The following is a 23,248-nucleotide window of genomic DNA, read 5'->3' as shown; positions in this document are numbered from 1 at the left end:
ACGCCCCCTCGGTCACCACTGGCCGGGGAGGGCCTCCCCCTGCCAGTGCTCGATGAGGGTGCGGGCGATCGAGACGGGACCGGGGAGCACGATCTCCCCGGTGGCCGCCGCCTCGGCCAGCGCGGTCCGGGTGAACCAGCGCAGGGAGCCGATCTCGTCGTCGGTGCGCTCGGTCTCGCCGACGGCCCGCGCGGTGTAGCCCACCATGAGGCTGCGCGGGAACGGCCACGGCTGCGACGCCAGGTAGCGGGGCTCCTCGACCACGACCCCCGCCTCCTCCGCGACCTCGCGGACGACCGCCTGCTCCAGGGACTCTCCGGCGTCGACGAACCCGGCCAGCACGGAGTAGCGGCGCGCGTCCCAGTTCGGGTTGTTGCCGAGCAGGACCTGCTCGTCCCCGCCCTCTCCGCGGTGGACCAGCATGATGACGGCCGGGTCGGTGCGCGGGAACTGCTCGCGCCCCTCGCGTTCGCACAGGCGCAGGTGGCCGGCGGCGGAGATGACCGTGGGCGCGCCGCAGGCCGGGCAGAACCCGTGGGTGGCGTGCCAGTTGGCCAGGGCCACGGCGCGGGTGAGCAGCCCGGTGTCGCGGTCGCCGAGCAGCGGGCCGAGCTCGCGCAGGGACGCGGGCCGGGCGCCGTCGCGCTCGACGAGTCCGGCCGGGGAGCGGACCGCGAAGTAGGCGCGGCCGCCGTCGACCCCCAGCAGGTAGCGCTCGCCCTCGGGTGCGGCCTCCGGCGCGGTGAGGACCAGCTCGGGGTCCCCGTCGGTGGTGACCAGTGCCCGTGACTGCTTGGCCATCAGGGCCTTCCACCCGTAGCTCGTGGGGTCGCCGCCCTCCAGGACGAGGACCCGGGTGTCGGGGTCCTGCCACGCCCGCTCCAGCCAGGCCTGGTCGGTGCGCCGGTGTGCGGCGGCGTCCACGGCGGCGCGGGAGAGCATGGGGCGGGACGCGGCGGGGCCGGGCCTGGAGGCGGTGGTGTCGACGTGCATGGGTCCTTCCGGGAAGTGTGCGGGAGCGGGGCCGCACCCGGGGTGCGGCCGCCGGCTGACAGGGACAACGCCGTCGGGGCCCGTCGCATGCCCGGGCCCGCGGGAGTGCCCCTCGGGTCGTCGCGGGCCGGGTCAGGCCGTGCCGCCCAGCTCCTCCCACAGGTAGGCGACGCTCTCGGCCCCCTTGAGCAGGAGCGGCGTCTCGACCTTCTCGTTGGGCGCGTGGATGTTGTCCTCGTCCAGGCCCACGGCGACGAACACCAGAGGCGCCCCGAGGATGTCGGCGATGTCGGCCTCGGGGCCGCTGCCGCCCTCGCGGGTGAAGAGCACCGGGGTGCCGAAGGCGCGCTCCATGGCGCGGCGGGCCGCCTTCAGGGCGGTGGAGGACAGGTCGGAGGCGCAGGCCCGCACGCCGGGGCCCCCGAACTCCAGCTCGGCGCGCAGGCCGTCGGGGACACGGGAGTCGACGAAGTCGCGGACGCGCTCCTGGATCTTCAGGGGCTCCTGTCCGGGGACCAGGCGGAAGCTGACCTTGGCGTGGGCGGACCGGGGCACGATGGTCTTGCCGCCGGCTCCGGTGTGCCCGCCCCACATGCCGTTGATCTCGGCGGTGGGCCGCAGCCAGATGCGCTCCAGGGTGCTGTACCCCCGCTCGCCCCACGTGGCGGTGGAGGCGGCGGTGGCGAGCCACTCCCCCTCGTCGAAGGGCAGGCGGGCGATGAGCTCGCGCTCCTCGGCCCCGGCCTCGACGACCCCGTCGTAGAAGCCGGGGATCGCGACCCGGTCGTCCTCGTCGTGCAGGGCGGAGAGCAGGTCGCTCATGGCCTTGAGCGGGTTGGGGACGGCGCCGCCGAAGGAGCCGCTGTGCAGGTCTCGGCCGGGGCCGTACAGGGAGATCTCGACGTCGGTGAGGCCGCGCATGCCCACGCACATGGACGGGGTGTCGGCCGCCCACATGGTGGTGTCGGAGATGACGGCGACGTCGCAGTCCAGGCGGGCGCGGTTGGCCTTCATGAGCTCGGCGAAGTGGACGGAGCCCGACTCCTCCTCGCCCTCGATCAGGAGCTTGACCGTGACCGGCGGGGCGTCGGCCCCGGAGGCGGCCAGGGCGGCGCGCAGGCCCAGGGTGTGGAAGAGGATCTGGCCCTTGTCGTCGGAGGCGCCGCGGCCGTACAGGGAGGTGCCGCGCTCGGTGGGGACGAAGGGCGGGGTGTCCCACTCCTCGACGGGGTCGACGGGCTGCACGTCGTGGTGGCCGTAGACGAGGACGGTGGGGGCGGAGGGGTCGGCGGCGGGCCACTGGGCGAACACGGCGGGCAGGCCCGGGGTCTCCCAGACCTCGACGGTGGGGAAGCCGGTGGCGGCGAGGTGGTCGGCCAGCCAGCGGGCGGAGCGGCGCACGTCCTCGTGGTGCCCGGGGTCCGCGGAGATCGAGGGGATCGCCAGCCACTCCTTGAGGGAGGAGAGGAACTCGTCCCGGTGGTCCTCGATGTAGGTGCGTACGTCCATGTTCGTGTCCTCGTTCCGACGTCCTTGTCGCTTCCGACCTTAGACCTGGTCGGATGCGTCGGAGTCCGCAGGGACCCGGACCGGGGAGCCCGCCGGCGGGGCGTCCGGGCACGGTGCGGCGGGGCCCGCCCGGGGCGGACGGGCGGGCCCCGCCGCGCGCGGTCAGCCGCCGGTGGCCTGCTCCCAGGCGTCGAGGTAGGTCGGCAGCTCGGCCTCGACGACCTCCCAGTCGGGCTCGAAGACCGTGACCCCCTCCAGCAGCGCCGCCAGCTCCTCGGCCTCCTCGCCCTCCGGCTCGACGTCCCCGCGCGCCGGGAAGCCGCCCGCCACCGGGGCCACCCGGCTCTGGGCGCTCTCGCTGAGCAGGAAGTCGATGAGGGCGCGGCCGTTGTCGGCGTTGGGCGCCCCCGTGAGCAGGCCCGCCGTGTAGGGCAGGGCGAACGTGGTGGGGTCCCCGCCCTCCTCCACGGCCGGGAACCAGATGCCGATGTCGGGCATGGTGCGTGACTGCGCGTAGTTCATCTGCACGTCGCCGTTGGCCACCAGCAGCTCGCCCTTGTCGACCTTGGGGCCCAGCGCTCCGGTGGAGGAGGACGGGCCGACGTTGTTGGTCTGGAGTTCGCCGAGGTAGTCCATGGCGGGCTCCAGCCCCCCGAAGTCGTGGACCGCCTGGATGACCACGGCGGTGCCGTCGCCGGCCACCCCGGGCGTGGAGTACTGGAGCCGGCCCTCGAACCGCGGGTCGAGCAGGTCCTCCCAGGTGGCGGGCGGCTCCGGCAGTTCCTCGGTGTTGTGGATGAGGCAGAAGTAGTTGTCCACGATGGACGTCCACCTGCCGTTCGGGTCCTTGGTCCCGACGTGTTCGGCGCCCTCGGGCACGTACTCCTGGAGCAGGTCCAGGCCGTCGGCCTGCTGGATGAACGGCGGCAGGGTGACGATGACGTCCGCCTGCGGGTTGGACCGCTCCCGGGCGGCGCGCTGCACCATCTCCCCGGAGCCGCCCTCCACGTACTGGACGGAGATGCCGGTCTCGGCCTCGAACTCGGCGAAGAGCTCGTCGTACCAGCCCGTCCCCTCCTCGTTGCGCAGGCCGTCGGCGGAGTAGACGGTGACGGTGGGGCCGGTCTCGGCGGGGCCGCAGGCGGTCAGGCCCGCGACGAGGGCCAGTGCGGCGGTGCCGGCCGCGGCGGCGGTCCCGGTTCTGGTGGTCATGGTGGGAACCTCTCGGTGAAGGCGCACGGTGGCGGGGGGGCTCAGCGGAACGCCGCCCGGGTGCGGACCCGGGACAGCAGCAGGAGGACGGCCAGGGTGGCGGCCATCAGGACGAGGGCGGAGGCGGCCCCGGCGAAGAGCGCGCCGCGGTCCGTGGCCGCGAAGATCCGCACCGGGAGCGGCAGCCAGGACGGCGGGTAGAGCATCATCGTGGCGCTCAGCTCGCCCATGGACAGGGCGAAGCAGAGCCCGGCGGCGGCGCTCAGCGAGGGCAGCAGCAGGGGCAGGCGCACCCGCAGCAGGACCCGCAGCGGACGGGCGCCCAGGGAGGCGGCCATCTGCGCGTACACGGGGTCCAGCCGGGTGAGCGCGGCCGACACCGACTGGTAGGCGAACGCGGTGACCAGCACGGTGTGGGCGGCGATGACGATCGTCTGCGTGCCGTTGAGCAGCAGCGGCGGACGGCTGAACGCCACCAGCAGGGCCAGGCCCACCACCACGGTCGGCACCGCGACGGGCGTCATGAACAGGGCGTCCATCAGGGCGCGGTCGCGGCGGCGCAGGCCGTCGGCGGCCAGTGCCGCCCAGGTGCCCAGCACCAGCGCCAGCACGCTCGCCGTGGCGGCGGTGGCCAGGCTGACCCGCAGCGCCTCCAGGTTCGGCCCGCCCAGCGCGCCGGAGACGTTGTCCAGGGTCGGCCCCGAGGGCAGCACGCCGCTCCAGGAGGTGGAGAACGCGGCGACGGCGATGACCCCGAGCGGCAGCAGGAACAGCGGCACGACGACCAGGGCGAACAGCGCCCACACGGTCAGGCGGGCGGCGCGGCTATGCACGAGCACGGTCGGCGCCTCCTCCCAGGCGGGCGGTGAGGGCCCGGTAGACGAGGTAGAGGGTGACCGACAGGGCCGCGTTGACCACGGCGACGACGCAGGCGGTGGTGTAGTCGGCCCGCAGGATCGCCGAGCTGTAGACGAGCATCGGCAGGGTGACGACGTCCTTGGCGCCGGTGAAGAGCACGATCGCGAACTCGTTCAGGCACAGCACCAGGACCAGCGCTCCCCCGGCGGCCAGCGCGGGCAGCGCCTCGGGCAGGATCACCGACCGCACCACCCGCAGCGGGCGGGCGCCCAGGGAGGAGGCGACCTCCAGGCGGGCGGTGTCGATCTGCCCGAACGCGGCCAGCAGCGGGCGCATGACGAACGGCGTGAAGTAGGTGACCTCGGCGAGGATCACGCCCCAAGGGGTGGCCAGGAACCGGAAGGGCCCCTGGTCCGCCCCGGTGACGTCGGTCCACAGGCCGTTGGCCATGCCGACGGTGCCGTAGACGAACAGCAGGGCCAGGGTGATGAGGAAGGACGGGAAGGAGAGGTAGGTCTCGATGAACCGGGCGGTCGCCCCGCTGCCGGGGAACGGCACGAACGCCACCACCAGGGCGAGCAGGAACCCCAGGACCAGGCATCCGGCGGTGGCCGTCACCGCGATGAACACGGTGGTGCCCAGCGCCGAGCGGAAGCGGTCGGAGGCCAGCACCTCGGCGTGGTGGGCGAGGGTGAGGCCGCCCGCGGGGTCGGTGACCGACTCGACCGCCACCAGCAGCAGCGGGTAGAGGAAGACCGCGGCCAGCAGCACCACCGGGGGCACCGCCCACAGCGCGGCGGGGGAGCGCCGGGGCGGCCGGGGCCGCCGGGTCGGCGGCGGGGCGGCGCGCTCCGGGGCCCGGGCGGTGTCCGTCGCGGCGGTCACGTGGCCACCTCCTCCGGCTCCGGCTCCAGCAGGACGGCGTCGGCGCGGGTGAAGCCCAGGGAGATGGGCGCGCCCGGGGCGGGCGGCTCAGCCGTCTCCCGGACTTCGGCGGTGACCGGGTGGCCGCCCACCAGGGCGGTGATCCGGTGCACGGAGCCGCGCCACTGCACCTCGGAGACCTCCCCGCGCAGCGTGTACTCGGCCCCGCCCGGCACCACCCGGTGCGGGCGCAGGCACACCCGCAGCTCGGCGCCCTCCCCCGCGCCCGCCGGCAGCTCCTCCGGCGCGGGTTCCCAGGCCGTGCCCAGGCAGTGGACCCGGCCGCCCTCCAGGCGGGCGGGCAGCAGGTTGGCGCCGCCGACGAACCGCGCGGTGAACGCGGTGCGCGGCCGTGCGTACAGGGCCCGCGGGGTGTCGTACTCCCGCAGCCGGGCCCGGTCCAGCACCGCCACCCGGTCGGCGAGGGTCAGCGCCTCGCTCTGGTCGTGGGTGACGTAGAGGACGGTGACGTCGGGCAGCTCGCGGTGCAGGCGGGCCAGCTCGCCGAGCATGTCCGAGCGCAGCCGGGCGTCCAGCGCCGACAGCGGCTCGTCCAGCAGCAGCACCTTGGGACGGATGGCCAGGGCGCGGGCGATCGCCACCCGCTGCTGCTGGCCGCCGGAGAGCTCGCGCGGGTGGCGGCGGGCGTAGCCGGCCATGCCGGTCATCTCCAGGGCCTGGGCGACCCGGCCCGGGATCTCCCTGCGCGGGGTGCCCTGCGCCCGGAGCCCGAACGCCACGTTCTGGTCGACGCGCATGTGCGGGAACAGGGCGTAGCTCTGCACCACCATGCCCACGCCCCGGGCGTGGGGCGGCAGGTCCGTGACGTCGCGGCCGTTGAGCAGCACCCGGCCCGAGGCGGGGCGGACGAACCCGGCGACGGCGCGCAGGGCGGTGGTCTTGCCCGACCCGGAGGGCCCCAGCAGGGCCGTGAACTCCCCGGGCTCGACGGTCAGGTCCAGGCCGTCCAGGACGACGGTGTCGCCGTAGGCGACGCTGACGCGGTCGAAGCGGATGCCCACGGGTCAGCCCTCCCCGTCCAGGAGGGCGGGCAGCCCGGACACCCCGGGCAGGACGTGGGCGGCGCCGGCGGCGCGCAGGGCCTCGGCGCCGTGGGCGCCGGTGAGCACCCCGGCGACCAGGCCCGCCCCGGCGTTGATCCCGCTGCGCACGTCCGAGGCGGTGTCGCCGACGACGGCGACCGCCGACATCGCGGAGACCTTCGCGCGCAGGGCCGCGGTGAGGACCATGTCCGGGTGGGGGCGGCCGCGGCCGCCCGCGTCGGCCGGGCACAGCACCAGGTCGGGCAGGCCGGTCCAGCCCAGGGCACGGAGGATGCGGTCCTGGGTGTCGCGACCGAACCCGGTGGTCAGGGCGACGGTGCGGCCCTGGGCGCGCAGGCGGCGCAGGGTGTCCTCGGCACCGGGCAGGGGCGCGCACAGGCCGTCGTCGACCAGGCGGGCGTAGGCGTCCTCGAAGGCGCGGTTGGCCTCCTGGGCGAGGTCCTCGTCCCCGCCGGTGAGGTGGCGGAACACGGTGATCTTGGATTCGCCCATGGTGGCGCGCACGTACTCCAGGTCGGCGGCGGTGCGCTCGGGCAGGGCGGCGGCGAAGGCGCGCTCCACCAGGCCGTCGTCGGCGACGGTGGTGCCCGCCATGTCGAGGGTGACGAGTTCGATGTCGGTGGAGGAGGTCATGACCATCCCAGTTCTTCGGCGGTGGTCTCGGCGATCGCCGGGGAGCAGGTCATGCCGCGCCCCCCGGGACCGGTGACGAGGTGGACGCCGTCGGCGACGGCGGCGCGGTGGACGACGGCGGCGGGGTCCAGGCACTGGGCGTAGACCCCCGCCCAACGGCGGCGGATCGGCGGCATCGGGCGGCCGAGCAGGCGGGTGACGACCCCGGCGAGGTGGTCGTAGGGGTCCTCGGAGGTGTCGAAGGAGAAGGGGGTGTCGTACTCGTGGGTGTCGCCGATGGTGAGTGAGCCGTCGGCGCGCTGGACCATCAGCAGCTGCATCGCGTGCCCGGCCGGGACCGGGCCCTGGGGCTGGGCGTCGTTGAGGACGTCCAGCTCCGGGCCCCGGTAGGCGGGGTAGTAGCGGAAGCTGTCGCCGTCGGCCACGGAGGTGGTGAGGGCCTCCCCCAGCGGCGCGGTCTGCGCCATCTGGAGCCGGACCCGGCGCACCGGCAGGTCCGGGACGAGTTCGCGCACCAGCCCGCCCAGCCAGGCGCCGGTGCACAGGACGACGGTGTCGCCGCGGTGGACCTCGCCGCGGTCGTCGCGCACGGCGGCCGGTCCGGCGAGGTCGCGGACCTCCCGGCCGGTCAGCAGGGTGTAGCGTCCGCTGCGGGCCAGCTCGGCCTGGAGCGCGGCCTGGGCGGTGCGGGGTTCGACCTGGGCGTCGCGGCGGCACCACAGGGCGCCCAGCAGGTCGCCGCGCAGGGCGGGGTTGACCTCGCGGACCCGGTCGGGGCCGAGGAGCTCGTAGCCGCGTTCGGCCGCCTCCGGACCGCGGGCGGCGGCCTCGGCCACGGCCAGTTCGCGCTCGGTGGCGGCGACGGTCAGGGAGCCGGAGGGGCGGAAGCCCAGGGCGGGCACCCGTTCGGCGATCTCCTCCCACAGCACGCGGGAGCGCTGCGCCGCGGCCAGTTCCGCGCCGGGGGCGCGGCCGCCGACCCAGACAAGGCCGAAGTTGCGGACCGAGGCGCCGCGGGCGGCGTCCTCGCGTTCGATGTGGACGACCTCGTGGCCTCGGGAGACGGCCTGCCAGGCGTGCATGGTGCCCAGGACTCCGGCACCGACGATGATCACTCGCATGGCCACGAGCGTGGTCGGCGCAGGTGGAGCGCACCGAGCAGGGCAGAGGCGTCCCGGTGAACCGGTGCGAAACTTTGGACTAGACCCGTTATCTTCTCGTGATAAAAAAGCAGGGCGGAGGCCCCGTGCGTGTCAGCGGCCGTCGCCGGACAGGTGGGCGCTGAAGCTGAACCGGTCGCCCCGGTACAGCGAGCGCACCCGCTCGAAGGGGCGGCCCTCCCCGTCCCGCGACACCCGGTGGATGAGCAGCATCGGCAGGGCCGGCGGGGTGCCGATGAGCAGCGCCTCGCGCGGGGTGGCCAGCACCGTCTCCAGGCGTTCGTCCGCGTCGGCGAACACGATGCCGACCTTGTCCGCCAGGTAGCCGTAGAAGGTGGAGTCGGGGTCGAACTCGCTGTCCAGTCCGGGCACGCGGGCCACCGGGATGTAGGTGGACTCCAGGCCGACGCGCTCGTCGTCGGCGAGCAGCACGCGCTCCATGTGCCAGACGGGCTCGCCCGCGGCGACGTCCAGCTCCCGGGCCAGCCCCTCCGGGCAGGGCCAGCTGCGCAGGTCCACCAGGGTCCGCCCCGGGCGCAGCCCCTGGCGGCGGACGCCCTCGGTGTAGCTGGCCAGGGAGAGCGGCTGCTCCAGCTTGGGCCCGGCCACCACCGTGCCCCGGCCGCGGCGGCGCAGCCTCCCCTCCAGGAGGAGGTCGCGCAGCGCCTGGCGCACGGTCTCGCGGGCGGCGCCGAAGCGTTCGGCGAGCTCCCGCTCGGTGGGCAGGGTCCGCCCCACCTCCAGCCCGTCGACCAGCTCCGTCAGGCGGATGCGGACGGCGTAGTACTTGGGCACCCGGCCGTGCTCGGGCACACCGGCCCGGACGGGGGCGCCGCTGTCCTGGGGGATTCCTGGGCTCGGCACACAGGACATTGTCCACGATCGGGATGAACGGGCCGCCAACAGCGCACGGAGGGAACCTTTTCGGCACGATGGGACTCACAGGACGGGGAGGGAACCACCCGCCCCACCGATGGGAGGAACCACGTGAGCATCACCCCCTCCGAGGCGATCGTCGCCCGGTTCAACGAGCTGTTCGACGTACTCGACACCGATGGGGACAAGTACGCCACCTGGGCGGACTACCAGCGGCTGGTGGACCGGTACATCACCGGGTACACGCTGGACCCGACCGAGCCCAAGGCGCACGCGATCGAGACGGCCTACCGGTCGCTGTGGGACCGCCTGGTGCGGTACTCCGGGGCCGGGGACCGCCTGGAGCGGCAGGAGTTCATCGCGGCCATGCACGCGGCGTCGGAGGACCGCAGCCGGTCCAACGCGGCCGAGGCGGTGGCCGAGGCGGTGTTCGACCTGCTGGACGAGGACGGCGACGGGCGGATCAGCCTGGAGGAGTTCCTCGTGTACGCCGCCGCGCTGGGCGCCGGCGAGGCCGACGCCCGCACCCGGTTCGCACACGTGGACACGGACGGGGACGGGGACATGAGCCGGGAGGAGTTCGTGCTGTCGGCGCGGCAGTTCCTGTTCGGCGAGGACAGCGACTCCCCCGGCGGTTTCGTCTTCGGCGTGGTCTGAGCGCGTACGCGGGGCGCCGCCGTCCGGGACCGGACGGCGGCGCCCCGCGCGTTCAGTGGCCGGCACCCGCCTCGTGGGCGCCCACCGGCCCGTCCCCGTGCTCGCCCGTCCACTCGCACACCGGCGCCATCGCGTCGAGCGTCCCCCGGCCCGGGCGGCGGGCGTCACCCGGCGGCGGGCGCGGACGGGAGGGCTCCCGGGCCGAGGCGGGGCCAGGGGTCCGGCGGGCCGGAGGCGAAGAACAGCAGCAGAGCGAGGATCCGGCTCAGGGGCGGCGCGGTCCAGTGGCGCCGCCCCCGGACCGGGTCGGGCCGCAGCAGGCGGCCGAGCGCCCAGGCGAGATGGTGCCACAGCACCCGGGCCTCCGCCCCCGGGGCGCCGTAGCCCTCCAGCACGGCGGGCAGCCAGGCCGGAGGGAGCTTCGCGAAGTCGGTGGCCGGGTCGGCGACGGCGGCGTCGCCCCAGTCCACGATCCCGGCGAGGGCGCCTTCGGGGGTCACGATCAGGTTCTGCGGGGCGATGTCCCCGTGGACCGGTGCGGGGGCCGCCGCGGCGGGGACCAGCGGTGCGAGCCCGGCGCACCAGGCGCGCAGCAGGCCGGCCGTGTCGGCGTCGATGTACCCCGCGGCGTGCACCCGCCCGACCAGCGCGGCCGGGTCGGGTTCCCCGGTCTCCCGGGGCAGGCCGGGCAGGGCGTCGGCCGGGACCGCGTGCAGCGCGGCGAGCCGGCGGCCCAGGTCGAGCAGCACGTCCCGGCCCGGGGTGCGGCCGACCAGGTCGGTGCCCGGGAGGCGTTCCAGCAGCATCGTCGGCGGCTCGCCCCCGCGGTACTCGACCAGCTCCGGGGTGAGGACCCCCGCGGCGCGCACCACCGGGATGAGCGCCGCCTCCTTGCGCAGGTCGGCCTCGTGGTCCGGCCCCCGGGGAATGCGCAGCACGAGGGACTCCCCCAGCGCCAGGACGTGGTTGGCCGCGCCCGCGGGGAGCGGGCTCACGTCGGCGGGCGGTATCCCGTGGCGGGCGGCGACGGCGGCCGCGATCGTCTCCATCGCCGCCGATCCTCGCACGCCCGCCCGGCCCCGCGCCCCGGTCAGGGCTCGGGGACGGAGGCGATGAGGGCCGCCAGGCCGTCGGCGTCGAGCAGGTCGGTGGGGCGGACCGTCTCGTTGGCGCGGACGTAGTGGAAGGCCGCGCGCACCTCGTCGAGCGGCACCCCCTGGAGGTCCGCCCACGCCAGCCGGTACGCCGCCAGCTGCACGCCGACCGCCCGCCGCTCCGCCGCGCCCCGCGGCGGCCGCCCCGTCTTCCAGTCCACGACGTCGTAGCCCTTCTCCGGGTCGTGGAACACCGCGTCCATCCGCCCGCGGATGAGCCGGTCCCCGATCACCGTCTCGAACGGCACCTCCACCTCGACCGGGATCCGCCCGCCCCATTCGCTCTCCTCGAAGAGCGTCTGGAGCTCGGCCAGGTCGTCGTCCTCCCCCGCCGTCTCGTCGGCCGCCCCCGGCAGCTCGTCCAGGAGGGTGGCCGTGCCCAGCCCGAAGCGGCGCTCCAGCCAGGTGTGGAACGCGGTCCCCCGCCGGGTGTGCGGGGCCGGGGGCCGGGGCAGCGGCCGCCGGATCTGGCGGGCCAGCCCCGACGGGTCGCGGGCCAGCCACACCATGGAGGACACGGACAGGTGGTCGGGCAGCTCCACCGGGACCGTGCCGTCCTCGGCCCGCCGGGCCTCGCGGGCGCGGTGGGCCAGCAGCAGCCCCGTGTCGCGCTCCCACCCCTGGAGCCGGCGCCCCAGCTTCTCGTAGCGCGCCGGGTCCGGCGGCACCGCCCTGCCCTCGCGCAGCGCCGCGCGGGCCCGCTCCACCAGCGCGGCGCCCGCCTCGATCTCCGTCCGGCGGGTCACCGCGCCCTCCACCTGGGCGAGCGTGTCCGGGGTGGCCTCGCCGTCGCTCTGCGGGTCGCCCTGGAGGGGCGGCCACACGGCCTCGCCCTCCTCCTCGTCGTGCGGGTTGGTCTCGTCGAGTTCGGGCGGGTCGGCCCAGTCGACCACCCGCCCCGCCCCCTGCTCGCAGGCCTCGCGTACCTCCTCCAGGAAGACCGACGGGCCGCGCGGCGTGGTGCCGGTGCGCCCCCACCAGTGCCCGGTGCACACGAGGAGGAAGGACGCCCGGGTGACCGCCACGTAGGCGAGGCGGCGCTCCTCCGTGAGGTGGCGGGCCGCCTCCTCCTCCTTGAACGCGGCGATGGCCTGCTTGTCCACACCGGTCAGCTCGGGCAGGCTCGCCCGGTCGCCGCGCAGCGGGTACGGCAGCAGGTGGTCGGCCGCCACCCACGCCTTGGCGTGGCGCGGCGACGCCGGGAACACCGGGTTGCGCCCGCCGCTGATGCCCGGCACGAACACCACCGGCCACTGGAGCCCCTTGGCCCCGTGCATGGTCATGAGCTTGACGCTGTCCGACCCGCCGACCCGCTCCCCCGGCGCCAGGCCGCTCTCGTTCTCCTCCGCGGCGCGCAGGTAGCTCAGGAAGCTGCCCAACGAGGGATCATCGCTGTTGCCGACGAACCGGACGGCGTGGTCCACGAACGCGTCCAGGTCGGCGCGGGCCGACAGCGGGTCGCGCCCGCTGCGGGCCGCCACCTCGATGTCCAGGCCCAGCACGCGCTCGACCTCGGTGATGAGGTCCGGCAGCGGCTGCCCGACCAGCTTGCGCAGGCCGCGCAGCTCCTCGGACAGGCGCAGCAGGCGCGCGTACCCGGTCTCGGAGTAGTTCTCGGCGTCCCCCGGGTCGTCGACCGCGTCCACCAGGCTGCCGCTCTCCGCGGTGAGGTCCAGGACGGTGCGGCGCAGCACGTCGTCCCCCGCCCCGTCCGGTCCGTCCCCCGTGAGGTCGCGGCGGGAGTGGCGGGCCAGCTCGGTGGCGCGCGCCCCCAGGGAGGCCAGGTCGCGGGGCCCGAACCGCCAGCGCGGCCCGGTGAGCAGGCGGGCCAGCTCGTTGCCCGCGGCGGCGTCGTGCACCACGCGCAGGGTGGCGATGATGTCGCGCACCTCCGGGACGAGCATCAGCCCGCCCAGGCCCACGACCTCGACCGGGACACCGCGCGCCTCCAGCTCCTCGCGCAGGGCCGGGAACTGGGCGCGGCGGCGGCACAGCACGGCGACGTCGCCCGGGGACACGCCCCCGTCCTGGGCGCCGCCGGACTCGCCCGGCGGCCAGGGCATCCCGTCCGGCGCGGTCTCCGGGTCGCGGCGCACCCCCTTGACCAGTTCGGCGATGCGCGAGGCGATCCAGGCCGCCTCCTCGGACTCGGTGCGGAACAGGGCGACGTCGGCCCGCCCGCGTCCGCGCCGGGCCGGCCCCGGGTACAGCACCGGCACCTCGGCGGCCTCGGCGCGCAGCTCCTCGGAGATCCACCCGGCCACGCCCAGGATGCGCTCGCCGTTGCGGAAGCTGGTGGACAGCCTGCGCACGGCCGCGGGCCGCCCCGGCGCGGCCGGGAAGTCGGTGGGGAACCGGGTGAGGTTGGCGGCGATCGCCCCCCGCCACCCGTAGATGGACTGGCAGGGGTCGCCGACCGCGGTCACGGCGTGGCCGTCGCCGAACAGGGAGCGCAGCAGCACCAGCTGGGCGTGGCTGGTGTCCTGGTACTCGTCCAGCAGCACGACCCGGAACCTGCTGCGCTCCACCAGCCCCACCTCGGGGTGGTTCTCCGCGATGCGCGCGGCCAGGGCCATCTGGTCGCCGAAGTCCATGGCCTCGCGGGAGTGCTTGGCGTGGTCGTAGCGCTCCACCAGGGGCAGCAGCTGCTCCCGGCGGCGCTGGGTGCCGACCAGGTCGCGGGTGTCGGCGGTGGGCCTCTTGGGCAGGGCGTCCACCTGGGACTGGATCCACCGCCCGATGCCGCGCACCCGCTCGACCGTGGTGAGGTGGTCGGCGATCTCCCCGGACAGGTGCAGCACGCGTTCGATGACGGTGTCCGCGCCCACGTTGACCAGGTCCATCGGGCCGTCGTACTCGCCGACCACCCGGGCGGCGAGCTGCCAGGACTGGCCCTCGCTGAGCAGCCGGGCGGTGGGCTCGACGGCCTCGCGCAGGGCGTGGTCGGCGACGATGCGCCCCGCGTAGGCGTTGTAGGTGGACACGGTGGGCTCGCCGTCCAGCACGCCCTCGCCGACGACCTCCTCGCCGAGCCTGTCGCGCACCTGGTCCAGGCGTTTGCGCACGCGTTCGGCCAGCTCGGCGGTGGCCTTGCGGGTGAAGGTGAGGCCGAGGACCTGCTCGGGCCGCACGTACCCGTTGGCGACCAGCCACACCACGCGGGAGGCCATGGTCTCGCTCTTGCCCGAACCGGCGCCCGCGATGACCACCGCGGGTTCGAGGGGGGCGGAGATCACCTCGGACTGCTCGGCGGTGGGTTCGGGCTGCCCGAGGACGCGGGCGAGTTCGGCGGGGGTGAAACGGGGGTGGGCTTCAGACATGTCTGCCCTCGTCTTGGACAGGGCAGCAGGCGCGCACGGCGCACGACCTGCATCCCTTGTTGCGGGTGGCGGTGAACCGGGAGCCGCCCATACCGGCGGCGACCTCGGTGACGAGGTCCTGGGCCCAGCGGGGGTCGGGGTCCTCGCCGAGGGGGCGCTGGACCTGCTCGCGGGCGTTCTTGAGCTTCTCGCCGAGCTGGACGAGCATCGCCCCGCCGGGCTGCGCCAGGCCGAGTTCGGCGAAGGCCCCCTTGAGGACGGCCATCTGGTAGACGCCGAGCTGGGGGTGGCGGTCCAGGTCCTCGGCCTTGGCGGCGCCGGTCTTGATGTCGACGACGACGGCGCGGCCCTGGTCGTCGCGTTCGAGCCGGTCGACCCGGCCGGTGATCTCGATGCCCCCGACGTCGACCTTGAACCCCTCCTCGGTGACGACGAGCTCGCGGTCGTTGGCGGCGTCCCAGGTGAGGAGTTTGCGGACCATGGTGTCGGCGCGCTCGCGCTGCTTGTCGGCCTGCCAGGGGCCGCCGAAGTCGAGGTCGGCCCAGATCTCGTCCATCCGCCGGGAGATGTCCTGCGGCGGGGTGCCCTGGGCGACCAGGACCGCGACGGCGTGCACGACGGTGCCCAGGGCGGACGCCGAGTCGCCGGAGGAGGCCCCGGCGGCGCGCTCCAGCAGCCAGCGCAGCTGGCAGTTGGTGAAGCTCTCCACCTGGGAGGGCGACACCCGGATGGTGTCGCCCTCCCCGGCCAGCGGCCGGTCGTCGGAGAAGGGTGTCAGGGCGTACCACTCGGCGGGGTCCGCCCCGCGCACCCCCTCCTCGGCCAGGCGGGCCAGGTGGACGGCGGCGGCGTCGCGCAGGGCGCCGGGCGCGTTCCGGTCGGTGACCACCGAGCGCAGGTCGGCGACCAGGGACGGCAGCGACAGCCAGCGCACCCCGGTGCCGACGGGCTCGGGGTCGCCCGCGCCCATCTCGTTGAGGAACCGGGAGGGCCGCTGCTCGGCATCGTCGCCGCCCACGGCGGTGACCACGAGGGTGTGCCGGGCGCGGGTGAGGGCCACGTAGAACAGGCGGCGCTCCTCGGCGAGCAGCTTGGAGGCCAGGGCGGCCCCGGAGGAGTCGGCGCCGTGCACGTCGGCGTCCACCAGCTCCTCCACGCCCAGCAGGGAACCGCGCAGGCGCAGGTCGGGCCAGTCGCCCTCCTGGACCCCGGCGACCACCACCAGGCCCCACTCCAGTCCCTTGGAGCGGTGGGCGGTGAGGATGCGCACGGACTCGCCTTCGGGGGCGCGCTCGGCGAGGCTGTCGCCGGGGATCTCCTGGGCGGCCAGGTCTGCGAGGAACCCCTCCGGGGTGCCGGGGGGCAGCCGGTCGCAGTAGCGGGCGGCGCTCTCGAACAGGGCGACCACCGCGTCGAGGTCGCGGTCGGCGGCGGCGCCGCGGCGGCCGCTGGCGAGGCTGGCGCGCAGCAGCCGGTCGGCCAGGCCGCTGTCGCGCCACAGCCGCCACAGCACCTGTTCGGCGTCGGCGCCGCGGGCGTCGAGTTCGCGGACGGTGGCCAGGGCGGTGGCGATGCGCAGGGCGGGCGCGGCCACCTCGGGCTCGACCAGGGTGAGGTCGGCCGGCTCGCGCAGGGCGTCCACCAGCAGCAGGGAGGCGGGCCGGTAGGTCCCGTCGCCCCCGCCGTTCTCGCGCTCGGCGGCGGCCCGGTCCAGGTCCAGGCGGCGCAGGGCGCGGGTGAGGCGGCGCAGGCCGATGGCGTCGGCGTCGCCGAAGGGGCCGGTGAGCAGGTCGCGGGCGGCCTCGTCGTCGAGTTCGGCCGGGTGCAGCCCGAACCGGATGAGGGACAGCAGCGGCCGCACGATGGGCTCGGCGGCCACCGGCAGCTCGTCGGCGCCGACGGCGACCGGCACCGACGCGGCGACCAGGGCGCGGCGCAGCACCGGCAGCTGGCGGGTGGCCGAGCGCACCAGGACGGCCATGTCCGACCAGGGGACGCCGTCCACCAGGTGGGCGCGGCGCAGGGTGTCGGCGATGACCGCGGCCTCCTGGGTGGGGCTCTCGGCCATGAGCAGCCGCACGCTCCCGGCGGGCACCCCGGCGGCGGGGACCAGTTCGCGGTGCTCGTTGACGCGGCCGGGCGCGGAGGCGACGGCGGGCAGGCGGCGGGTGACCGCCCGCGAGGCGGCCAGCAGGCCGGACCCGCTACGGCGGGAGGTGCGCAGCGCCACCACGGGGGCGGGCGTGCGGCGGACCGTGCGGAAGCGGTCGGGGAACTCCAGGATGCCGCGCACCTCGGCGCCGCGGAACCCGTAGATGGACTGGTCGGGGTCGCCGACGGCGATGAGGTCGCGGCCGTCGCCCGCCAGGGCCTGGAGGAGTTCCTCCTGGGCCGGGTCGGTGTCCTGGTACTCGTCGACGAACACGGTCTCGTGCGCCGAGCGCTCGCGCTCCTGCACCGCGGGGTCGGAGAGCAGTCCGGCGGCGATCCGCACCAGTTCGGCGTAGTTGAGGGTGGGCACGGGGGCGATGTCGAACCGGCCGTTCATCCGCGCCAGGAACCCGGCCGCGGCCTCCCAGTCATCGCGGCCGCGCTCGCGGCCCAGCCGGGCCAGGGCGTCGGGGCCCAGGCCGCGCTCCTCCGCGCGCATCAGGAAGTCGCGCAGCTCCTCGGCGAAGCCGCGGGTCTCCAGGGCCGGGCGCAGGCGTTCGGGCCAGGCGGAGCCGCCGTCCGCGGCCTCCCAGCGCAGGAGCTCGCGTATCTCCATCAGCTGCTCGGGGCCGGACAGCAGGCGGGGCGGCAGGTCGCCCATGCGCTGGAACTCGCGGCGGATGAGCGCGTAGGCGTAGCCGTGGAAGGTCAGGGCGAGGGGCTCCCGGGTGGTGCGGCGCAGCCGCCCGGTGATGCGCTCCCGCAGCTCCTGCGCGGCCTTGCGGCCGAAGGTGAGGACCAGGATGCGGGAGGGGTCCACGCCCCTGTTGTCGATGCGGTCGACGACGGCCTCGACGATGGTGGTGGTCTTGCCGGTGCCGGGACCGGCGAGCACCAGGAGGGGGCCGCCCTCGTGGTCGACGACCTTGCGTTGGTTCTCGTCCAGCACCGGTGTCGGCTGCACCCGGTGGGGGCGCCGCACGAGACGGTACGGGAATGTGTTCACCCCACCAGTTCACCAGAGGGTGCCGACCGTCCCGGACGGCCCGGGGAGCCCGCGAGGTGCCCTCAGCCTCCGCTTTCCCCGTCCCACCGGGCCTTGCGCATGTCCACACGGTCGCTTCCGGGCCGCAGCGGAGTGGCCTCCGCGGCATAGTGCGACAAGGCTCTCACCTCGTGTCCGGAGGCGGGGCTGCCGTCGGCCCGGACCACCCGCCACCAGGGCACGCCGCCGCCCCAGGTGGACATGACGGAGCCGACCTGCCGGGGGCCTCCCCGGCCCACGTACTCGGCGATGTCCCCGTAGGACATCACCCTCCCCGGCGGGATCCGCTCGACCACGGCCAGGACCTCGTCGGCGTACTCGTCGGGCCCGCCGTCCTCATCGGTGAACACGGCCACACCCTAGCGAGGGCCGCCGACGGACGCGACGCCGGGAACAGGCGGGGCCGGTGCCGTGCGGCACCGGCCCCGCGCTGCGCTCCCGGTCAGGTCGGGATCTCGTTGACGTGGGCGCTCCAGACGGAGTCGGGGTCGCGCCGCCGCGTCCGGCGGGCCCGGACCAGGCCGTAGGCGCCGAGCACGGCGATGGCGGCGCCGATGATCCAGGCCGTCCACGCGGCCGCGGCCAGGTGCGTGTAGCCCAGCAGCCAGGGCATCGCGAACACGAGCACGCCGATCGCCAGCACCGCGATCTCCCCGGAGAGCGCACCGGGGCGGGTGAGGGAGACGACGGCGGCCATGATGACCCCCAGCCCGAGCACGAACAGCACTCCGCCGCTGAACCCGTACATCCCGTGCCAGACGAAGCTGATCCCCAGCGCCAGACCGGCGGCGATCGCCACCCAGTCGGCCCGGCGTCCCTTTTCACGCATGGTGCCACCTCCCTGCGGCGGGGCCGCCCCGACGTTCGACCGGCGGCCCCTGGGAGGTCTTGTACCCATTCGGGCGCCCGCATACGGCGGACGGCGCCGGGATCGCCCCGGCGCCGTCCGCGACGCGCTATGACAGGCCGCTCAGTAGCTGGGCAGGCTGGGGTCGATCTGGTTGACCCAGGCCAGGACGCCGCCGCCGACGTGCACCGCGTCGGAGAAGCCCGCGGCCTTGACCGCGGCCAGCGCCTCGGCCGAGCGCACGCCCGACTTGCAGTGCAGGACCACGCGCTTGTCCTGGGGGAGCTTCTCGAAGGCCTTGCCGTTGAGGAACTCGCCCTTGGGGATGAGCGTGGCGCCCGGGATGCTGACGATCTCGTACTCGTTCTTCTCGCGGACGTCCACGAGGAAGACCTCGTCGGGCTTGTTGTCGAGGAGGTCCTTGAGCTCGCCCGCGGTGATCGTCGACCCGGCCGCGGCCTCGCTGGCCTCGTCGGAGACGACGCCGCAGAACGCCTCGTAGTCGATGAGCTCGGTCACCGGCTGGGTGTCGGGGTCCTTGCGGACCTTCACCTCGCGCCAGGACATCTCCAGGGCGTCGAAGATGAGCAGGCGGCCCACCAGCGGCTCACCGATCCCGGTGATCAGCTTGATGGCCTCGTTCACCATGACGGACCCGATGGAGGCGCACAGCACGCCCAGGACGCCGCCCTCGGCGCAGGAGGGGACCATGCCGGGCGGCGGGGGCTCGGGGTACAGGTCGCGGTACTGCGGCCCGTACTCGTTCCAGAAGACGCTGACCTGGCCGTCGAAGCGGTAGATGGAACCCCACACGTACGGCTTGTTCAGGATGACCGCGGCGTCGTTGACCAGGTAGCGGGTCGCGAAGTTGTCGGTCCCGTCCAGGATCAGGTCGTAGTCCGCGAAGATCTCCAGCGCGTTGTCGGAGTCCAGGCGGTCCTGGTGGAGGATCACCGTCACATTGGGGTTCACCTCCTTGATGCTGTCGCGGGCCGACTCGGCCTTGGGGCGGCCCACGTCGCTCTGGCCGTGGATGACCTGGCGCTGGAGGTTGGACTCGTCCACGACGTCGAAGTCGATGATGCCGAGGGTGCCCACACCCGCGGCGGCGAGGTAGAGCAGCGCCGGGGAACCCAGCCCGCCCGCACCGACGACGAGCACCTTGGCGTTCTTCAGGCGCTTCTGCCCGTCCATGCCCACGTCGGGGATGATCAGGTGTCGCGAATAGCGGCGCACCTCGTCCACGGTCAGCTCGTCAGCTGGTTCCACCAGCGGCGGCAGCGACACGGTGACTCCTCATGTCTGTTCGTGATGCTTCACACCGCCCGAAGCAGGAGGACCACGGGCGCAGGGGTCGCGGGGCGCGAAGCGTGCTTGCTCTTATACCCAACCTAACGGGTGGGGTTTTCCATTCCCACCCCCGGGGCGGTGTCGACGGGCACACTGGCGGACACCCGCCCGAGCCGCCGGACCGCGGCCGGCCCCTCTCGTCGGCAACCGCCCTGACCCGCCGATCCATTCCCCTCCGCCCCCCGCGGCGCGGCGGCGAGTAGTGTCGGGGGTACGTCCGTCGACTGGGGGAGGCACCCGTGACCGAGGACCCGAGGACACGTCCCGCACCCGCGGAGGACCCGGACGCAGCGGTCCCCGAGGCCGACGCCGCCGAGCAGCGTCTGGCCGCCTCCGACGCGGAGGACGACGAGCACTGGCTGGAGCGCGCCGGGGCCGGGGAGCTCCCGGACGCGAACGAGGCCGACGTCGTGGAGCAGCTGCGCGAGGCCGGGGCCGACGACGACGACCGGCGCTGATCGGCGGCCCCCGGCCCGCGCCGTCTCGTTCCGCGGGACGAATCCCTATGTCACAGGTAACTTACGCAGGAGTAAGATGGCGGAAAACGCCGTGGAGCGCACCCTGTGACGGGGACGCGCGCACGACGGCGCCAGCCACGCAGATGTCCGATGATGGCGTGCATCTGCCATGCCGAGTTCGGAGGGTGTGGGTGTGACAGCTCCTTCAGACGCCCGCTCCCGGGGCACCCGTCTGCCCCGGGTCAGGCGCCGCCGACAGCTCCTCGCCGCCGCGCAGGAGATCTTCGTCGCCCGCGGGTACCACGCGGCCGCGATGGACGAGATCGCCGAGCGCGCGGGGGTGAGCAAGCCGGTCCTCTACCAGCACTTCCCGGGGAAGCTGGAGCTGTACCTCGCCCTCCTGGAAGAGCATTCCGAGGCGCTGGTCGAAAAGCAGCGCGAGGCGCTGGAGAGCACCGACGACAACCGCCAGCGGGTCATCGCGAGTTTCCGCGCGTATTTCGACTTCGTGGCCGGCGACGGCGAGGCGTTCCGCCTGGTCTTCGAATCGGACCTGCGCAATCTCCCGGCGGTGCGCGAGAAGAGCGAGCAGACCTTCCAGCGCTGCGCCGAGCTGATCGGCGAGGTCATCCGGCAGGACACCAGCATCTCCGACGAGGAGGCGCACCTGCTGAGCATAGGGCTGGTCGGCATGGCCGAGACCAGCGCCCGGTACTGGATCAACACCCAGGGCTCGGTTCCCAAGGACGCCGCCGAACTGCTGGTGGCCCGGCTGGCCTGGCGCGGCATCAGCGGCTGGGACCTGCACCGCGGCGAGGGGCAGTCGGCCGGCCAGGACTCCTGACCCCCGCACACGCACCACGGAGGGCCCCGGGCGACCGGGGCCCTCCGCCGTGCGCGGCCGCCCCGGAAAGGCGCATTGTCCACCACCGACAATGATCCGCGCCCCTTTTTCCGGCCAGAGAATTCCCAAGAAAAGGCAATACCTGCCGACCTGCTCCGATAAAGGATTTGAACCGGGCACTCCGGGTATCGGCGGGGTGAGAGGCACCGCGCCTCTTTTCGCCGTTCCGAACGGCGACCATTCGGTACGACCGAACGGAGCGACTTGGGGGTGAAGACGTCATGGATGTGGGTCAGGGTCTGATGACGGCCTGGCAGATGGTGGCGAGCTTCGTACCACTGCTGGCCGGCTTCCTGGTCGTCCTCGTAGTGGGCTGGATCATCGCCTGGCTCGTGGGCAAGGCGGTCGGCAAGGCGCTGCACGGGGTCGGGCTGGACCGCGCCCTCCACCGCGGCGGGGTGGGCGAGTACTTCGAGCGCAGCAACTGGAGCGCCAGTGAGCTGTGCGGCAAGATCATCTACTACGTCGCCCTGCTGTTCGTGTTCACCCTCGCGTTCAACGTCTTCGGACCGAACCCGGTGAGCACCCTCCTGAACGAGGTCATCGCCTGGATGCCGCGCGGCATCGTCGCGCTGGTCATCGTGGTGGTGACCGCGATGATCGCCAAGGCGGTCCGCGACATCATCAGCGGTGCCCTGGGCGGCCTCTCGTACGGCCGGCTGCTGGCCAACATCGCCGCCGTGGCCATCCTGGCCCTCGGTGTCATCGCGGCGCTCAACCAGATGGGCATCGCCACGACCGTGACCACGCCGGTGCTCGTCGCCGTGCTGGCCACCGTCGGCGGCGTCATCGTGGTGGGCGTCGGCGGCGGCCTGATCCGGCCGATGCAGTCGCGCTGGGACCGCTGGCTGGACCGCGCGGAGGAGGAGACCGGCCGTCTGGCCGACAGGGGCAGCTACGAGGCGGGCCGCAAGGCCGCCATGGACCGTCCCGCGACCACCGGACCGGCCGGTGCCGAGGACGCCCGCGCCGCCGGAGTGCGCACCGGCCCGGGCGCGCCGGGCACGGGCGAGCGCCCCGAGGGCGGCGTCTGACGGGTACGGACGCCACAGGCGTGCAGTCGAGGGAAAGGGGGCTCGGGATCGCAGAGGTACAAGACGAAGGAGACAAGGGAGGGCGGGGCCTCGAGGCCCCGCCCTCCCGCTGTCGTGCGCCGTCGCCGGCTACAGGAACTCCGAGTCCCGCAGCTCGAGGCGGGACAGGTGCTCGATCCGCCGGACGGCCAGCACCACGGTGGCGATCATGGGCAGCAGCGCCAGCCAGAAGACGACGCTGCCCGGCCCGGTGAAGACCATCGAGGCCACCGCGACGACGAAGATCAGTGCGAAAAGCGCGAAGTCGACGCGATCCTGCTGGATCAGGACGCCGACCGGTGGGCGCGCCGCCCCGTGCCGACCGCTCCTCATTCGCATTCCTTTCTCGCGGCTCCTGCGGGCCGCTCCGCCAGTCACGGCGTCCGGTCCGTCCCGGACCGGCATAACACCGTGCATCCCACGTTGCATTCCGCAGGTCCGCGCCCGGTTCGTCGGGGCGCGTGTCCGGCCGCCGTGGGGTCGCCGATGTCCCCAGCCTAGGCCCGTGAAGGGGTTTTCGCCGGTGAACGGGCAGGGCGGGTGACCGAGGGCGTGTCCGGTGTACCGTTCCGGGTCCGCCCGTCGACCGCCGCCGGCCTCGGGAACGCCTCCGGCTCGATGCCTCCGCGGAACGGCCGGGCCGCCGCTCGCCGCGCCGACCGCGCGGAAGCATCCACCGAACGCGTCCTCGGGGACGGCGCGTCGTCGGTCACAACGGTGCCTGCGGTTGGCAACAACCTAGCGGACGAAACCGCGCTCCTTGGCCAAGCGGCAGATCGCGAGGACGCGGAGTGTCTCCCAGTCGTACTCCACGGCCGCGGAGTCCCAGCCCCGCTCAAGGCAGCCGTCGAGGAACCCGTGGAGGTAGGTGCCCAGGGTCCGGGCGGTCACCTCGCCGCCGGAGGAGGCGATGCCGTCGCACACCTGCGCGGCGTGCTGGTCCAGCTCAGCGCACATCCAGGGGTCGATCGGACCGGCGAGGGGGCCGATCTTGTGGAAGTCACGGGTGAGTCCGGCCAACGGGTGGCGCACTGAGGTCCCACGGGGCATGGAAGTACCT

21 protein-coding genes are annotated in these 23,248 nt (G+C 74.4%); 4 read left to right on the top strand and 17 right to left on the bottom strand.

Translation table 11 applies throughout. The features are described from left to right. Positions 1-12: 12 nt before the first annotated feature. The 9 genes from nudC to KGD84_RS05385 form a co-directional block, all read right to left on the bottom strand. Complete coding sequence (gene nudC / locus KGD84_RS05425) at positions 13-993, bottom strand: NAD(+) diphosphatase (protein ID WP_220565004.1); 981 nt, start codon at positions 991-993, stop codon at positions 13-15. Positions 994-1,125: 132 nt separating this feature from the next. Next, a complete protein-coding gene (locus KGD84_RS05420; protein ID WP_220565003.1) occupies positions 1,126-2,502 on the bottom strand; it encodes a dipeptidase in 1,377 nt (458 codons plus the stop codon). Positions 2,503-2,664: 162 nt separating this feature from the next. Then, a complete protein-coding gene (locus KGD84_RS05415) occupies positions 2,665-3,714 on the bottom strand; it encodes a 2-aminoethylphosphonate ABC transporter substrate-binding protein (RefSeq protein ID WP_220565002.1) in 1,050 nt (349 codons plus the stop codon). A gap of 41 nt (positions 3,715-3,755) precedes the next feature. Then, a complete protein-coding gene (locus KGD84_RS05410) occupies positions 3,756-4,553 on the bottom strand; it encodes an ABC transporter permease (protein ID WP_220565001.1) in 798 nt (265 codons plus the stop codon). Further along, entirely contained in the window at positions 4,540-5,457 is a 918-nt protein-coding gene (locus tag KGD84_RS05405; RefSeq protein ID WP_220565000.1) for a 2-aminoethylphosphonate ABC transporter permease subunit, read from the bottom strand. The genes KGD84_RS05410 and KGD84_RS05405 overlap by 14 nt, the downstream gene beginning before the upstream one ends. Beyond that, positions 5,454-6,518, bottom strand: coding sequence for an ABC transporter ATP-binding protein (locus KGD84_RS05400; RefSeq protein ID WP_220564999.1), 1,065 nt, complete (start codon positions 6,516-6,518; stop codon positions 5,454-5,456). The genes KGD84_RS05405 and KGD84_RS05400 overlap by 4 nt, the downstream gene beginning before the upstream one ends. Before the next feature lie 3 nt (positions 6,519-6,521). Further along, complete coding sequence (locus tag KGD84_RS05395; RefSeq protein WP_220564998.1) at positions 6,522-7,193, bottom strand: phosphonatase-like hydrolase; 672 nt, start codon at positions 7,191-7,193, stop codon at positions 6,522-6,524. Continuing rightward, a complete protein-coding gene (locus KGD84_RS05390) occupies positions 7,190-8,308 on the bottom strand; it encodes a TIGR03364 family FAD-dependent oxidoreductase (RefSeq protein WP_220565551.1) in 1,119 nt (372 codons plus the stop codon). Before KGD84_RS05390 ends, KGD84_RS05395 begins: the two co-directional genes overlap by 4 nt. 138 nt (positions 8,309-8,446) lie before the next feature. Further along, a complete protein-coding gene (locus KGD84_RS05385; RefSeq protein WP_220564997.1) occupies positions 8,447-9,226 on the bottom strand; it encodes a GntR family transcriptional regulator in 780 nt (259 codons plus the stop codon). 114 nt (positions 9,227-9,340) lie between these two features. Between KGD84_RS05385 and KGD84_RS05380 the strand changes: the two genes are divergently transcribed. Continuing rightward, entirely contained in the window at positions 9,341-9,886 is a 546-nt protein-coding gene (locus KGD84_RS05380) for an EF-hand domain-containing protein (protein WP_220564996.1), read from the top strand. Positions 9,887-10,050: 164 nt separating this feature from the next. Here KGD84_RS05380 and KGD84_RS05375 read toward each other — a convergent pair whose 3' ends face one another. The 6 genes from KGD84_RS05375 to moeZ all read right to left on the bottom strand — a co-directional run bounded on the left by KGD84_RS05375 (position 10,051) and on the right by moeZ (position 19,690). Continuing rightward, entirely contained in the window at positions 10,051-10,935 is an 885-nt protein-coding gene (locus KGD84_RS05375) for a phosphotransferase family protein (RefSeq protein WP_255647065.1), read from the bottom strand. Positions 10,936-10,976: 41 nt separating this feature from the next. Continuing rightward, positions 10,977-14,360 (bottom strand): ATP-dependent helicase, encoded by a 3,384-nt coding sequence (locus KGD84_RS05370; RefSeq protein WP_220564994.1) that lies wholly within the window; start codon positions 14,358-14,360, stop codon positions 10,977-10,979. Beyond that, entirely contained in the window at positions 14,353-17,493 is a 3,141-nt protein-coding gene (locus KGD84_RS05365) for an ATP-dependent helicase (RefSeq protein ID WP_220565550.1), read from the bottom strand. Before KGD84_RS05365 ends, KGD84_RS05370 begins: the two co-directional genes overlap by 8 nt. Positions 17,494-17,579: 86 nt before the next feature. Beyond that, positions 17,580-17,906 (bottom strand): MGMT family protein, encoded by a 327-nt coding sequence (locus tag KGD84_RS05360; protein WP_220564993.1) that lies wholly within the window; start codon positions 17,904-17,906, stop codon positions 17,580-17,582. Between the two features lie 92 nt (positions 17,907-17,998). Then, positions 17,999-18,385: an SPW repeat domain-containing protein gene (locus KGD84_RS05355; protein ID WP_220564992.1), complete on the bottom strand. Its 387-nt coding sequence runs from the start codon at positions 18,383-18,385 to the stop codon at positions 17,999-18,001. A 141-nt stretch (positions 18,386-18,526) separates the two neighbouring features. Further along, positions 18,527-19,690: an adenylyltransferase/sulfurtransferase MoeZ gene (gene moeZ / locus KGD84_RS05350; RefSeq protein WP_220564991.1), complete on the bottom strand. Its 1,164-nt coding sequence runs from the start codon at positions 19,688-19,690 to the stop codon at positions 18,527-18,529. A gap of 302 nt (positions 19,691-19,992) precedes the next feature. On the opposite strand from moeZ, the gene KGD84_RS05345 reads away from it, so the two are divergent. The 3 genes from KGD84_RS05345 (at position 19,993) to KGD84_RS05335 (ending at position 22,149) form a co-directional block, all read left to right on the top strand. Next, positions 19,993-20,211 carry a hypothetical protein gene (locus KGD84_RS05345; RefSeq protein WP_220564990.1) on the top strand — a complete coding sequence of 73 codons (219 nt, stop codon included), beginning with the start codon at positions 19,993-19,995 and terminating at the stop codon, positions 20,209-20,211. A gap of 193 nt (positions 20,212-20,404) precedes the next feature. Then, positions 20,405-21,055 carry a TetR/AcrR family transcriptional regulator gene (locus tag KGD84_RS05340; RefSeq protein ID WP_220564989.1) on the top strand — a complete coding sequence of 217 codons (651 nt, stop codon included), beginning with the start codon at positions 20,405-20,407 and terminating at the stop codon, positions 21,053-21,055. Between the two features lie 281 nt (positions 21,056-21,336). Then, positions 21,337-22,149, top strand: coding sequence for a mechanosensitive ion channel family protein (locus KGD84_RS05335; RefSeq protein WP_220564988.1), 813 nt, complete (start codon positions 21,337-21,339; stop codon positions 22,147-22,149). A gap of 129 nt (positions 22,150-22,278) precedes the next feature. Here KGD84_RS05335 and KGD84_RS05330 read toward each other — a convergent pair whose 3' ends face one another. Further along, entirely contained in the window at positions 22,279-22,521 is a 243-nt protein-coding gene (locus KGD84_RS05330; RefSeq protein ID WP_220564987.1) for a hypothetical protein, read from the bottom strand. 405 nt (positions 22,522-22,926) lie between these two features. After that, a complete protein-coding gene (locus tag KGD84_RS05325) occupies positions 22,927-23,238 on the bottom strand; it encodes a DUF6401 family natural product biosynthesis protein (protein ID WP_220564986.1) in 312 nt (103 codons plus the stop codon). Between the last annotated feature and the right edge of the window lie 10 nt (positions 23,239-23,248).

The organism is Nocardiopsis changdeensis (genome assembly GCF_018316655.1).
In the GTDB taxonomy this organism is placed as follows: Bacteria; Actinomycetota; Actinomycetes; order Streptosporangiales; family Streptosporangiaceae; genus Nocardiopsis; species Nocardiopsis changdeensis.
The sequence above is the reverse complement of the archived record's forward strand: the minus strand, read 5'-3'. Positions and strand labels throughout refer to the sequence as shown.

What these genes read in the sequence shown, in the direction of transcription:
- KGD84_RS05420 (WP_220565003.1), bottom strand. Translation starts at nt 2,502, where the DNA reads ATGGACGTACGCACCTACATCGAGGACCACCGGGACGAGTTCCTCTCC.
- KGD84_RS05395 (WP_220564998.1), bottom strand. Translation starts at nt 7,193, where the DNA reads ATGACCTCCTCCACCGACATCGAACTCGTCACCCTCGACATGGCGGGC.
- KGD84_RS05355 (WP_220564992.1), bottom strand. Translation starts at nt 18,385, where the DNA reads ATGCGTGAAAAGGGACGCCGGGCCGACTGGGTGGCGATCGCCGCCGGT.
- KGD84_RS05375 (WP_255647065.1), bottom strand. Translation starts at nt 10,935, where the DNA reads ATGGAGACGATCGCGGCCGCCGTCGCCGCCCGCCACGGGATACCGCCC.
- KGD84_RS05415 (WP_220565002.1), bottom strand. Translation starts at nt 3,714, where the DNA reads ATGACCACCAGAACCGGGACCGCCGCCGCGGCCGGCACCGCCGCACTG.
- KGD84_RS05335 (WP_220564988.1), top strand. Translation starts at nt 21,337, where the DNA reads ATGGATGTGGGTCAGGGTCTGATGACGGCCTGGCAGATGGTGGCGAGC.
- KGD84_RS05385 (WP_220564997.1), bottom strand. Translation starts at nt 9,226, where the DNA reads ATGTCCTGTGTGCCGAGCCCAGGAATCCCCCAGGACAGCGGCGCCCCC.
- nudC (WP_220565004.1), bottom strand. Translation starts at nt 993, where the DNA reads ATGCACGTCGACACCACCGCCTCCAGGCCCGGCCCCGCCGCGTCCCGC.
- KGD84_RS05370 (WP_220564994.1), bottom strand. Translation starts at nt 14,360, where the DNA reads ATGTCTGAAGCCCACCCCCGTTTCACCCCCGCCGAACTCGCCCGCGTC.
- KGD84_RS05325 (WP_220564986.1), bottom strand. Translation starts at nt 23,238, where the DNA reads ATGCCCCGTGGGACCTCAGTGCGCCACCCGTTGGCCGGACTCACCCGT.
- KGD84_RS05330 (WP_220564987.1), bottom strand. Translation starts at nt 22,521, where the DNA reads ATGAGGAGCGGTCGGCACGGGGCGGCGCGCCCACCGGTCGGCGTCCTG.